The 12,923-nt window shown below is 38.8% G+C and carries 14 protein-coding genes; 2 read left to right on the top strand and 12 right to left on the bottom strand.

Going from position 1 to position 12,923, the window contains the following annotated elements:
- Positions 1–22: 22 nt before the first annotated feature.
- The 10 genes from EGT34_RS12700 to EGT34_RS12655 all read right to left on the bottom strand — a co-directional run bounded on the left by EGT34_RS12700 (position 23) and on the right by EGT34_RS12655 (position 8,685).
- Positions 23–859, bottom strand: coding sequence for a type II secretion system protein N (locus EGT34_RS12700; protein ID WP_000870031.1), 837 nt, complete (start codon positions 857–859; stop codon positions 23–25).
- Positions 859–1,602 (bottom strand): type II secretion system protein N, encoded by a 744-nt coding sequence (gene gspN / locus EGT34_RS12695; RefSeq protein ID WP_000730343.1) that lies wholly within the window; start codon positions 1,600–1,602, stop codon positions 859–861. Before gspN ends, EGT34_RS12700 begins: the two co-directional genes overlap by 1 nt.
- Before the next feature lie 332 nt (positions 1,603–1,934).
- Positions 1,935–2,261 carry an H-NS family nucleoid-associated regulatory protein gene (locus tag EGT34_RS12690; protein WP_000801427.1) on the bottom strand — a complete coding sequence of 109 codons (327 nt, stop codon included), beginning with the start codon at positions 2,259–2,261 and terminating at the stop codon, positions 1,935–1,937.
- Between the two features lie 194 nt (positions 2,262–2,455).
- Entirely contained in the window at positions 2,456–2,896 is a 441-nt protein-coding gene (locus tag EGT34_RS12685) for an acyl-CoA thioesterase (RefSeq protein WP_000661569.1), read from the bottom strand.
- A 7-nt stretch (positions 2,897–2,903) separates the two neighbouring features.
- Positions 2,904–4,097 (bottom strand): hypothetical protein, encoded by a 1,194-nt coding sequence (locus tag EGT34_RS12680; RefSeq protein ID WP_000681770.1) that lies wholly within the window; start codon positions 4,095–4,097, stop codon positions 2,904–2,906.
- 9 nt (positions 4,098–4,106) lie between these two features.
- A complete protein-coding gene (locus EGT34_RS12675) occupies positions 4,107–4,946 on the bottom strand; it encodes a hypothetical protein (RefSeq protein ID WP_001230192.1) in 840 nt (279 codons plus the stop codon).
- A gap of 8 nt (positions 4,947–4,954) precedes the next feature.
- The gene (locus EGT34_RS12670) at positions 4,955–5,722 is read right to left on the bottom strand and encodes a uroporphyrinogen-III synthase (RefSeq protein WP_000897411.1); all 768 of its coding nucleotides are present in this window, start codon (positions 5,720–5,722) and stop codon (positions 4,955–4,957) included.
- A gap of 4 nt (positions 5,723–5,726) precedes the next feature.
- Positions 5,727–6,644: a hydroxymethylbilane synthase gene (hemC, locus tag EGT34_RS12665; RefSeq protein ID WP_002159654.1), complete on the bottom strand. Its 918-nt coding sequence runs from the start codon at positions 6,642–6,644 to the stop codon at positions 5,727–5,729.
- Positions 6,645–6,744: 100 nt separating this feature from the next.
- The gene (locus EGT34_RS12660; RefSeq protein WP_000865993.1) at positions 6,745–7,485 is read right to left on the bottom strand and encodes a LytR/AlgR family response regulator transcription factor; all 741 of its coding nucleotides are present in this window, start codon (positions 7,483–7,485) and stop codon (positions 6,745–6,747) included.
- A 60-nt stretch (positions 7,486–7,545) separates the two neighbouring features.
- On the bottom strand, positions 7,546–8,685 hold the full coding sequence (locus tag EGT34_RS12655) for a sensor histidine kinase (RefSeq protein WP_000269799.1): 1,140 nt from the start codon (positions 8,683–8,685) through the stop codon (positions 7,546–7,548).
- On the opposite strand from EGT34_RS12655, the gene argH reads away from it, so the two are divergent.
- Together argH and EGT34_RS12645 are read left to right on the top strand one after the other, a co-directional pair.
- Positions 8,676–10,109, top strand: coding sequence for an argininosuccinate lyase (argH, locus tag EGT34_RS12650; protein WP_000213740.1), 1,434 nt, complete (start codon positions 8,676–8,678; stop codon positions 10,107–10,109). The genes EGT34_RS12655 and argH overlap by 10 nt on opposite strands.
- Before the next feature lie 9 nt (positions 10,110–10,118).
- Positions 10,119–10,388 carry an oxidative damage protection protein gene (locus tag EGT34_RS12645; protein WP_000089996.1) on the top strand — a complete coding sequence of 90 codons (270 nt, stop codon included), beginning with the start codon at positions 10,119–10,121 and terminating at the stop codon, positions 10,386–10,388.
- Between the two features lie 314 nt (positions 10,389–10,702).
- Here EGT34_RS12645 and phoU read toward each other — a convergent pair whose 3' ends face one another.
- On the bottom strand, positions 10,703–11,425 hold the full coding sequence (gene phoU, locus EGT34_RS12640; protein ID WP_000075183.1) for a phosphate signaling complex protein PhoU: 723 nt from the start codon (positions 11,423–11,425) through the stop codon (positions 10,703–10,705).
- 108 nt (positions 11,426–11,533) lie between these two features.
- Entirely contained in the window at positions 11,534–12,865 is a 1,332-nt protein-coding gene (locus EGT34_RS12635; protein ID WP_024437336.1) for a TolC family outer membrane protein, read from the bottom strand.
- Positions 12,866–12,923: the final 58 nt, after the last annotated feature.

The following is a 12,923-nucleotide window of genomic DNA, read 5'->3' as shown; positions in this document are numbered from 1 at the left end:
CTCTTATGGTGACGTGTTATCACTAAAAATTTTGTTGTATGGTCATCACTTGATCACCACGTTTTATTTCTATTTTTACTTGCCCTGCTCGACGAGCCTGCTCAAGTAATTGCACATCCGTTTGCCCTTGCCCAACCGTTTGACCATTCAAAGAGACAATTCGATCGCCAGGTCTTAAACCTAACTTATTTCTAAGTGCAGTCGGTGTACGTTCTGTAACTTCATAGCCTTCACCTGAGTTACCACTTACCCCCATATCTCGGAGATACTGCTCTCGGTTACCTTGCATCTGCTGGATCGCTTGTCCCAATGCCTGTTGGGCCGTATTCATAGGCTCTGTAGGTTGAGACGGTGTAGCACTTTGTTGTGAAGCATCCGGAGTCATCGGTTGATATAAACCATTTGGCAAACCTTTGAACTGAAGTTCACGGGTACTGCCATTTCCTTGACTCAACACAACATGATCCCAATACACCTCTGCCAATTGGTAAGAAGTTGAACCAATGGTTTCACCAACTCGATAACGCTCAGCAGTATTATCAATTTTAATAACAGCAGAGGAAAACCGGTTTGGATAGCCGACCATTACACCCTGCAATTCTAAATTCACGCTTTCTTGAGCCGCATTGGCAGAAGGTTCGTTAAAAAGTGAAAAAGTACTAATATTTGGTATTTGTGGTTGTTGAGAACCGAGTTCTACCCGATCAAATTGCATCAGTTGAGGAGGCGCAATCACCAACCAAAAAAAAGAAGCGAGTTTCCAGCATAACCATAAAATTAAAATGGCAAGGACCACTACACTCAGTCGATCTAATTTTTGCCATTGCAATTGCTGTAATTTATCAATCCATACTTTCATTAGTTACCACCTTGTAATAATGGTTGGCGAGAACTAATGACAAAAGTATCCAAACCAGCTTTACCGTCATATGATGGAACATTGAGTAATAAACGCTGTGTGAGCTGAACATCCAGCATCATATTGGCATCTAGTAAAAGATTGGCCATTTTTTGATTACGCTGATCACGGATGTCCACTTGTAGTTGTCCGTTCTGGTCAGTCAACTGCCCACTTAAAGAAGGCATATTCATACGATCTTGACGATCACCAATATTATAAATGAGCGCCCCACCACCCCAATGCAATTGTCCATCAACTGCCGCAAAGCCTTGCTCTTTTTTATAATTAAACTGGATATCTTTAAGTTGAATACTGTTTACAGGCCATTGCCAATTTACAATTTGCTTCAGTGTTTCTGGAGCAATCTGGCCATTCATATCCCTTACAATAACTTTTTTTCCAAAACCATACGCCATAATCCCCGTTAATTGCGTATTACCACTATGAATATCAACATCTGCAGCAAAGCGTAATAAAAGTAAGTCTAGCGGTCTCGTTTTCCAGTGGATAGTGCCTCGTAACGCTCCACGGTGCCAGTCTGCCTGCCCCTGCCAGATATTGCCACTTACATTATGGACAGTTTGATTATTCTTTGAAAATTTAGAGATAAGCCAAGTCGCCGGAATCTGTAAAATAATAAAAATTAAAAATGCAATGAGGGCAAAAAACCACCACTTCCATTGCTTAGACTTTTTCTTCATTCAGCCTTACCAACATGCAAATTATCATCCTTATATGAGAGTTCCTCTCTAGTCTGACATTATGCATACTTTTTCAACATCGCCAATTCACTTCATATAAAAAAACCAAGCAATCGGGCTTGGCGTCTCGCTAAAGACTATAAGTTGAACGTATGACAAAATCATGAAATTTACGATTGATCTTGCTAAATGAAAGTTTAGTCTCAACAATGCTCTTAATTAGCAACTCAAGCACCTTATTGAATATTCATATTTAAAATAAAATTTTTTTAATTCTTTTTAAAAATAAAAAAGCCAAGCAGAATCGCTTGGCTTTTTAAGAGGCAATACAATTAGATTAAGAAATCTTCAAGTTTTGCACCTTTTTCAATTTCAGCAACTAACCAACGTGGTTGTTTACCGCGACCAGTCCAAGTCTCTTCAGCATTGTTTTTGTTACGGTAACGTGGTTCTACAGATTTACGTGTTGTTTTCTTACGTTTTTGAGCGCCAAATTCTAGAAGCTGTTCAACACTAAAACCTACATTTTCAGCAATTTCGATAATTTGATTATAAGCATCTTCGATTGCTTGATCTTTTTTGCTTGCAATTAAAGCTTCTGCTTCTTCTTGTAAGCGTTTTAACTCTTCAACAGATAATTCACTAATATCCGGTTTCATTAATAAATACTCCAGTCTTACTGACAATTCAAATAATACAGACAAAATTTAAAAACATTAAATCATAACCAATAGTATTTATAATCTATTCAATAAGCAATAGTTTGAAAGTCAAGTTCATCAGAATAACGCTATAAATTTACTTTTTAATTACATTAGTAATTATAATTGTAATATATTTTCTTAATATTTATTTAAGCTAAATGTATTAAATCATGCCCCACTGATTTTTCTAATTCAATAATTTTACTTTTTACTTCACTTGGTATTTCACATTTTAATCCTGTCATTTTATTCACACAAACCATAACTGCTTCACCTGTAGCAACGATTTGCTGCTGAGATTCACTCCATAATATATAAGCCATACGGAACGCGCTCTTACGTAGCTCTTCTACACGAACCCCTACTTTCAATACATCTGGATAAAACACAGGTTTTAAATATTTGCACTGACTTGAAGCAACAACAGTATATATATTTGGAGTCAATATATTTACATTTTCCATATATAAAATACGTGAGCTTTCAATATATCTATAATATTGCACATTATTGACATGACCAAAAGCATCCATATCTCCCCATGCTACTTTCTGGTCGTATATTACAGGGTAGACAGACAGTTCTTTCATTTTTACCTCAGATTTTAAATTTTAAAAAATTCGCATCATTTTCAAAGATTAGGTTTAACTGTTTGATTAACTCATCATCTTCTTTTAAGGTTGATTTAATACGTAAATAGCTCATTAAAATATTATCTGGATATAAACTTAATAATATTTCTGCTTCAGCTTGACGACCTGTTGCCATGTAAACATGCCATTTTGCAAATGTTAAAACTGGCAAATTCATATATTGAGATTCAAATTGATTAATCTTTTCTTCGACATCGGCATAGTCAGGAACCTGCTTAAGCAATTGTTGCTGAAACCATAAGTAAAATACGTCCGGATCGAATTGCTCTTTGAGTAAATGCAAGGTTAATGCTTCATGCTGAATACTCATTTCTGGCATACGGGCCAAAAGTTTTAACCATAACAATTTACTGCTATAAGGTCTGGTTTGAATTTCTGACTCTAAATCCAGATAGCGCTGTTGCAGTGCTTGTAAATCATCTATTGAAGCTTGATCAAACTGTTGAAGAAGTTGTTGTAGCCATAAATCACGATGTTCAGCGTCCAACAAACCATATTTCATAGAACGTAAGTATACCCATGGTTGTTGTAAAGCAAGCTGGCCCCAAAGCGCTGTTAAACGTTGTTGATATGCTGTCTCAATCTCTTCAAGCCATGGCGATAACTGATGCTGATATAAAAACTCAAGATGGGTTAAGGCACGTTCAGCTTCGTTTTGTGCCAAGAATATTTCAATACGCTGTAATTCTGCTAACTCAAAAGCCATTGGTGGGGATTGATCCAAGGCCTCTAAAGCTTTTTGGTAATCTCCACTTAAAACTAGAAATTTGGCATCAATAATATTTTTTAGAAGGCCTGATTGAGTAAAAACACGTTCGATAAATACCCGTTGATCTTCTGCAGCCTCTAATAACCAGACAATACCTAATTGTTCATACGGATGGAGGTTTTTAAACTGAAAAATATTCTCTCTCTTTCTTTGTTCCCGAGAAGAATAACGCTTAATCCAAAGCCATATCACCTGAGCAATAAAGCTCATCACAACAAACGTAAGGACTAATCCCCATACATTTGTTTGCAATTGCAATTGCCGCCAATAGATATAAACATAACCCATACCATAGCCATAACTGAATAAGGCCAAGGCTGCAAACAGGATTAAGCTAATTAAAAAGTAAACCCACAGGAGATGCTTCATATGTCCTCCTTATGAGCCGATTAGACCAAGTGTCGATAATTTAGGAACAGGCACTACTGATAAATGTGCCACTTTAGCAATACGGTTTTTGAGTTGTTGGCTAGTTGCATCGGGTAATTCATTTAGTTTTTGCATTACAGTCTGCAACTCATTTTGATATTCAGCCATTTTTCCTTGGTTTAAAGCTTGCTCAGCAATTAATAGCCTTAATTGCACTTCTTTAAGCACTACACTTCGGTTCATTAAATTAATAGACGGCGTTTCTACTTTCTCAATACGGAACCATTTTTTCCACCATGACACAGCCTCGGATTGGTCCATCTCAAATTTAGGCTGCTTTAAGGCTTGCTGAATATTTTTATCAATATTCTGGAGTAAATCATCAATGAGTTGATGTCGCTGATTTTGAGCAAGCACAAACTGTTGAATGGCCTGCTTATCTTGCTCAAGAGCTTGATTTAAGCTGTGTTGTAATGCAGGAGCAATTCCATATTGTGGTAGGGTTTGCTGTAGTTGGGTTAGATGATCTACAGCATAAATAAATTGCTGTTGGTCAATTGCAAACTGGATTAACTCTAATTTTTGTTTAATTAATACGGTCGGTGCAATTCCGGTTTGAACAACTTCAGTCGTTGTTAAAGGCGTTGTTTTAGAATTATGACTTGGTTGATTTTGAATTTGTCTTTGCAAAGCAACCAATTGATCATTCAAATTGGCATATTGCTGTTCAGATTGCAGCAAGTTTTGCTGAATTTCAGGGACGGTACGAGAAATTTGCCACATATCGTAGCTGAGCTTAGCCACCCAAGCGATGCCCAGCAAAATGATGATAGAAACAAGTTTTCTCATACGAATCCTTATAATGCCTGAATGTGATGAATCATCCCCGAAGGCGATAAATTTTCAAGTTGAATAATGTGAAAATGAGCTTGTTGCTGATCGCGATAGTCTTTAACAAGTTGAAAAAGGCGTGGTCCTAAAACTAAATATACGCAATCAGGTTGTGCCTTATTTTTTAAACAAAGCTCTAACCAGTATTTCCAGCTCGCCTCACTAGTAATTAAGACGAGCCATTTATCTAAATTATAATTTGAATTCTGTGTCAGATGTTTGAATGTCGAATATGAAGCTTGCGGACACTGCCGGCGATATAGAACAAAATTTAAAATCTGAATTCCTTGCTGTTGCAAAGTTTCCATCATAAATTGACGGCCGCCTTCACCTCTCCAAAAAGCCACGCTACCTGATTTTTGCATACGATGAAGGAGAGGTAAGTTAAGCATTCCCTCGGAAGTTTCAACCTCAGGAACATGCGCTTCAATCCCATAGTCGTGAAGACGATTAGCCGTCGCCTGTCCCACCACAATCCATTGAATATGTTTTAGCTCATCTATTTTTAAACCACTTTGTGTTAAATACTGCATCCCCACATCAACAGCAGTAGGACTAACCACTACAATCGCTTGTGCACCAGTTAACTGCTGATAGAGTTGAGAGAGTGATTCTGAAAAAGGTTGAGCAACCAGTTCTAAAAGAGGTAAAGACTCGACCTGAAACCCCTTCTTCTGCAAAGCATGAGTTAATTCAGCCGCACGCGAGTCAGGTCGGGTATTAATAAACAACATAGCGTTAGTAGAGGGCCTTTAATAAATCACCAGCGCCTTGATCAAGTAAGTTCCGAGCAAGGTTTTCACCTAATTGCTGAGCATTATTCGCTTCATCTGTAAGCTCAGCCCGTAATAATGTTTGCCCATCAACACTACCTACACGGCCTTCAATATGAATTTTACCATCTTGGAGTGTTGCATAACCTGCAATCGGCACCTGACAACCACCTTCAAGATAAGCATTGAATGCTCGCTCAGCACGTACACATACATCTGTCTCTGGGTGTAGAAGTGGCTGAATTAAAGCCAACACTTCTTGGTCATCTGCACGGCATTCCAAACCAAGAGCGCCCTGTCCCACCGCAGGCAAACTTACACTTGGCTCGATACAGTGGCGAATGCGTTCTGCCAATCCTAAACGTTTTAAACCAGCACTCGCCAAGATAATAGCATCATATTGACCATCGTCTAGCTTCGCTAAGCGGGTACCGACATTACCACGTAAATCAATAATTTGTAGATCTGGACGTTGTTTTAAAATTTGTGATTTACGACGTAAACTTGAGGTGCCAACTTTTGCTCCTTGCGGCAAATCAGCAAATTTTTCAAATTGATTCGAAACAAAAGCATCTAACGGATCTTCACGTTCGCAAATTACGGCCAAAGTTAAACCTTCTGGTAATGCCATCGGAACATCTTTCATTGAATGTACAGCAAGGTCCGCACGACCATCTAAAAGTGCTGCTTCCAATTCTTTAACGAACAACCCTTTGCCACCAATTTTTGCTAAAGGTGTATCTAAAATTTTATCGCCTTGCGTGACAAACTTAACCAACTCCACCGTTAAATCTGGGTGAAGCTCCTGTAAACGGGCACGAATATGTTCTGCCTGCCAAAGAGCAAGTGGGCTTTGTCGTGTAGCAATTTTCAAGGTTTTCATAAATTCAAGCATGGGCTGGTCAAACAATACACCCTAAACTTAACTTGATCCCTTAAAATTGCAAGTAAAATCTCACAAGCAAAAATAAGATGAATACAGGTTAAAGTTGGTGTATCCGTTCTCTAAGGGTAGATAAATGACGGCGGCTTACGGAAAGTCTTTCATCTAAGCCACGTAAGCGAACCTGATATTGGCCCGAACTTACTAGCTCCAAACCATCTAAATAAGCAATCGAGACCAATGCATTACGGTGAATACGGATGAACTGATCTGCGAACTCAGTTTCAAGTTCTTTAAGTGTTTCGTCAATCAATACGCTGCCATTTTTATGACGTACCGTGACATATTTCTGATCTGCTAAAAAGTAATAGATATTTTCAACAGGAATTAGCTCAACCCCACGATAGGTTTTAGCAGCAATTTGATGACGTTGTGTTTTTAAATCCTGTAAAAGCTCAGGTTTAGGCAAAGCGCTGAGCTGTGCTTGTGTTAGCTGGGTTAATTGCTTAAATGTCTGCTCCAGCTCTTGAGGATCAATGGGCTTAAGAAGATAAGCTTGTGCTTGTGACTTAAATGCCTCCAATGCATGCTGATCATAAGCTGTGCAAAACACTATGGCAGGTCGAGGATTAAGTTGGCTTAATTGCTCCGCACAGACGAGACCATTCATACCCGGCATCTGGATATCAAGTAAAATCACATCTGGGTGATGAAGCCGTGCCTGTTCCAAGGCATCTTGGCCATGATGAGCTGTTGCGACAACCTCATGTCCCATCTTTGAAACTAAACGTGACAATCGTTCCACTGCAAGTGGTTCGTCATCACAAATTAGCACCTTCATTCATCCTCCTTGTCACCGTTAACTTGGTCCATTTTTTTATGGTTAACTCTGACTGACTTATTATTTTGATTGGTATTGATAGCTCATAATAGTGGTATATAAAGCCTCACCCTTATATACCTGGAATCTCACTGAATTCCCATAATACGCTTTTAAGCGCTGTTTAACATTTTCAAGAGCGATTCCATGCCCTTTCCGTGAATTTATTGTATCGTGTGTATAAGGGTTGGTAATGACTATACTGACCTGATTTTGCAATATTTCAACCAATACCCCAATGGTTGCTTTACCCATCATTGGCTCTACCCCATGAAAAATACTATTCTCTAATAAAGGTTGTAATGTCAATAAAGGAATAGTGACCTGTTTTAATTGCAAAGGTTCAATTTCCACTTTCCATTCGACTTTTAAACGCTCGCCCAAACGTATTTGCTCAATCATTAAATATTGTTTACTAAGCTCAATTTCTTCATGCAAGCTCACCAATTTTAATTCTTGAAAACTCGCCCTAAACAGTCGTGACAGGCTAATTAACATACTTTCTGCTTTATCTGGATCTATCGTTATTAAACTCACCACATTATTTAGACTATTAAATAAAAAATGAGGATGAATGCGAGCCTGCATTGCCTGAATACGGGCATTTAATTCTGCATATTGTTGGTGTAACCATTGTTCTCGAACATATAAATAACGCAGACAAAAGGCCCCTAATAATATTCCATAACTTAAATATAAAGGGACATTGGTAAAATAAATGCTCCAGTCCTGCGCTATAACAGATGTTTTTTTCAAAACTCCAAACTGAAAAAAATTGCTTATTATGGTGGTTACCACAACTATCGCTTGCAGCATAACAAAGCCAATTACCAAAGCATATTTTTGCTGTAGCTGACTAAAAAAATCCTGAAAATGTTCAACCAATGCAAAAAAAGACAAAATCACCCAGTTAATAAAAACGATATATTGTAAAAGACGTGAGCCGTTTAATGCATGCCAAGACTGCGCTTCAGCCAAAGCTAAAACCAGAGCTAAAACATTACTTGCGATAATTAATTCTAATAAATGTTGCCAACGATCAATTTTCGTAAAAAAATAGGAGGAATTTTGATTTCGATATGCTGTAGAAAACAACTTTGTTTGTTGAGCTTCGGCAAGTGATATACTCTTTTTTATTTTACTGAGCCACCATGACCACATCTTCAAATCCCCCTAATTCAGCAGCCCCAAACCAAACCTCAGGTATGTGGGGTGGTCGTTTTTCTGAAGCGACGGATGCTTTTGTAGCCGAATTTACCGCCTCTGTTCAATTTGACCAGCGTTTTTATAAGCAAGACATCGCTGGTTCTATTGCGCATGCTACCATGCTTGCGAAAGTTGGCGTACTGACAGAAGCAGAACGAGACGACATTATTGAAGGTTTAAGCACCATTCGTGCAGAAATTGAAGCTGGAACTTTTGAATGGCGTATCGATCTTGAAGATGTTCACATGAACATTGAATCACGTTTGACTCAACGTATCGGTATTACAGGTAAAAAACTTCACACTGGCCGTAGCCGTAACGACCAAGTTGCAACTGATATCCGTCTTTATCTCCGCGACGAAATTGACGACATTTTAGGCTTATTAGAGCGTTTACAAAAAGGTTTGTTGGGCTTGGCTGCCAAAAATGTAAATACTATTATGCCTGGCTTTACACACTTACAAACAGCTCAACCGGTAACTTTCGGCCATCACTTGTTGGCATGGTTTGAAATGTTAGTTCGTGATACTGAACGTCTTCAAGACTGCCGTAAGCGTGTTAACCGTATGCCACTTGGTTCTGCGGCTCTCGCTGGTACAACTTACCCGATTGATCGTGCTTATACAGCAGAGTTACTAGGCTTTGAAGCTGTATCTGAAAACTCTCTTGATGCTGTATCTGATCGTGATTTTGCTATCGAATTTAATGCAGCAGCATCTTTAATCATGATGCATTTATCGCGTATGTCTGAAGAACTTATTCTTTGGACTTCTGCACAGTTTAAATTCGTAAATATTCCTGATCGCTTCTGTACTGGTTCTTCAATCATGCCGCAGAAGAAAAACCCTGATGTTCCGGAACTCATCCGTGGTAAATCTGGCCGCGTATTTGGTGACTTAATTAGCTTACTTACGCTTATGAAAGGTCAACCACTGGCGTACAACAAAGACAACCAAGAAGATAAAGAACCTTTATTTGATGCCATTGATACCGTTCGTGGTTCACTCATGGCGTTTGCTGACATGATCCCTGCATTGGTTCCAAATGTTGAAATCATGCGTGAAGCTGCTCTTCGCGGATTCTCTACAGCAACTGACCTTGCTGACTATTTAGTGAAAAAAGGCGTTGCGTTCCGTGATGCACATGAAATTGTAGGTAAAGCTGTTGCATTAGGTGTTGCTGAAGAAAAAGATTTATCTGAGTTAACACTTGAGCAATTACAACAATTCTCTGACCTAATTACAGCAGATGTATTTGATAAAGCTTTGACACTAGAAGCTTCGGTAAATGCACGTGATCATATTGGCGGAACTTCACCAAAACAGGTTGAAGCTGCGATTGCACGTGCCCATAAACGTCTAGAACAGTTATACGCTTAAGGATACAAAATGAGTCGACAAGTATTTTGCCGTAAATACCAAAAGGAAATGGAAGGATTGGACTTTGCTCCATTTCCAGGTGCCAAAGGCCAAGAATTTTTTGAAAATGTTTCTAAGCAAGCATGGCAAGAATGGTTACAGCACCAAACTACGCTAATTAATGAAAAGCGTTTAAACGTGTTTGAACCAGAAGCGAAAAAATTCCTTGAAGAGCAACGTGAGAAGTTCTTCAATAATGATGAGAGCGTTGAAAAAGCGGAAGGCTGGAAACCAGAATAACAGGTTTATTCCAAGCCCATCATTTTTTAAAAAGGCAGGTTTATATACATAGACCTGCCTTTTTTACGTGAAACTTACACAAACATATAAAGCCTTACATAGAGCGCACAGGACTCTACATGACATGAAATAGCTGAAACTTTAATATCAATTCATAGCAAGTAAGACACGATCCCTGTCGTGTTTTCTCTTAATGCACTTGATTTTCTGTCCTGAACTTCCCCCCAAAGTTCGGGACATTTTTTTATCTATTATTTTAAAAAAATAAAAAAGCCTTGTCTGAAACAAGGCCTTTAAATATCTCAGCTCACATATTACTTTTCGTGTACTTTTGCTTCAATTTCTTCAATTTTGGTATGACGTGCATCAAAGCCTTTTGCCATGTAAATGACTTGTTCAGCAATATTACGAGCGTGATCACCGATACGCTCTAAAGAACGTAAAACCCACATGACATTAATCACACGAGCAATATGACGCGGGTCTTCAATCATATAAGTCATTAAAGTACGCGTTGCCGACTGATATTCACGGTCAATGTCAGCATCGGCTAAAAGTACACGTAATGCCTGATCTGCATCTAAACGTGCAAAAGCATCAAGTGCGTCATGAATCATGACCCGTACTTGGTTACCAATATGACGTGTTTCCATGTAGCCACGAGGAGAACCGCCCTCTTCACATAGATTTTGCGCAATACGGGCAATTTTTGCAGCTTCATCCCCAATACGCTCTAGGTCAGTATTGGCTTTGCTCATGGCAATTACCATACGCAAGTCAATTGCTGCCGGATGACGACGTGCCAAAATCAGCGTCAGCCCTTCATCAATATCACGTTCGTATTGATTGACCGCATTATCTTTAAATTGAACATCAATTGCTAAGTTCGCATCTGTATCAAGCAAAGAATGAATTGCATTGGCAACCTGTTGTTCGACCAAGCCACCCATGGTCATAAACTTTGTGTTCACATCTTGCAAATCTTCATTAAATTGAGAAGAAATATGATGGCTTAACACCGGATTACTCGGACTCAAGGGAAGCCTCCAACATGATGGCGCAGGGATAAAATGATTGAGCATTAAAACACATCAATCATTAAATTTTTATGACAAAATTAAATTTCAGATAAAAGCATTTTTTTATTACTGATACGTTAACCAGCTATTTAATTCAACTAGATCTTTTTCTCCTAGCTGACCTACAGCCGCTTTTAAACGTAATACATTTAATAAATAGTCATACTGAGCATTAAGATAATCCTGTTTTGCTGAAAAAGCATTACGCTGCGCCAATAAAACATCGACCATACTTTTTAAGCCTTCGTTATAACTTGCTTTTGAAGCTTGAGAAACAAGTGCTGAAGAGTCCATTGCCGCCTTTCTTGCTTCAAGCTTTGCTCGGTCGGTATCTACCTGCATAAAAGCACTTTTCACATCGACATTGGCACGGCGAATGGCCGCATCAAGTTGGGCTTGCGCTTTATTTAACTCCACACTGGCTTTTTTAATAGAAGTTCGGGTCCGGCCTCCATTAAATAAGTTCCAGTTCATTTCTACCCCGACCTGATCAAACTTCCCATCAGTTGAAATCAGCGTTTCTGGCGTTTGTTTGGTATAACCATAACTCGCCACTGCATCTATCTGTGGATAAAGTGCAGCTTTTTCCACACGACGTTGATCTTCAGCATATCGCCTTTGTAAACGTGCTTGTTGAATCTTTAAATTTTGCTGTTGGGCTAATCCTAACCACTCATCGAGCTGTGCCGGATAAGGTTTTTGAAAGATAAAATCACTTCTCAATACAGCAAGCCTATCTTGATACGGACCAATATATTCAGATAGTTGCTCTTGAGCCAATAAAAGCTGCACATTGGTAGCAATACGGTTGGCTCGGGCATTTTGATATTGGGCATTTGCTTCACTCACATCACTACGTGCTACCAACCCTTCTTTAAGCTTGGCGTTCATCATATTGAGCTGTTCAAGCAAGGCTTTTTCTTCTTGTAAATATGCAGCGGTAAGTGCCTGCTGACGCAGTACATTAAAATAGGCTTCAGCTACATTTAAAACATGATCTTGTTTTTGCAGTCTTAAAGTAATTTCACTAAGGGCAACCGAAGTTTTAACCTGTTTATAACCTTCCCATGCATCCATACGAAAAAGAGGCTGACGGGCAGATAAACTAGCCTGTTTGGTAGTCGATGTATTACTTACCAAAGCATCGGAAAGTCCTTCCTGATCAACACCAGGAAAATTTGAACGCTTTACCGTTTGTCGATTACGGGTAATATTTCCAGATAATGTAACTGTTGGTAGTAAAGCGCCTGTTGCTAAGCCTAAATTAAGCTGATCTGCTTCAAACTGTTGTTGATTCGCTTGCCACGTCGGATCATTTAGTTTTGCGCGCTCATAAGTTTCAACTAAATCTAGAGCAAAACTCGACGATGTAAAACTCCATAAACCCGCAACAAGCATTAATTTTATTTTCATTGTTTAAATCAACGATAAAACTTGGCTTTAAGACTAAGAAAAA

It is taken from the genome of Acinetobacter sp. FDAARGOS_558 (assembly GCF_003937785.1).
Taxonomy (GTDB): domain Bacteria; phylum Pseudomonadota; class Gammaproteobacteria; order Pseudomonadales; family Moraxellaceae; genus Acinetobacter; species Acinetobacter baumannii.
The sequence above is the reverse complement of the archived record's forward strand: the minus strand, read 5'-3'. Positions and strand labels throughout refer to the sequence as shown.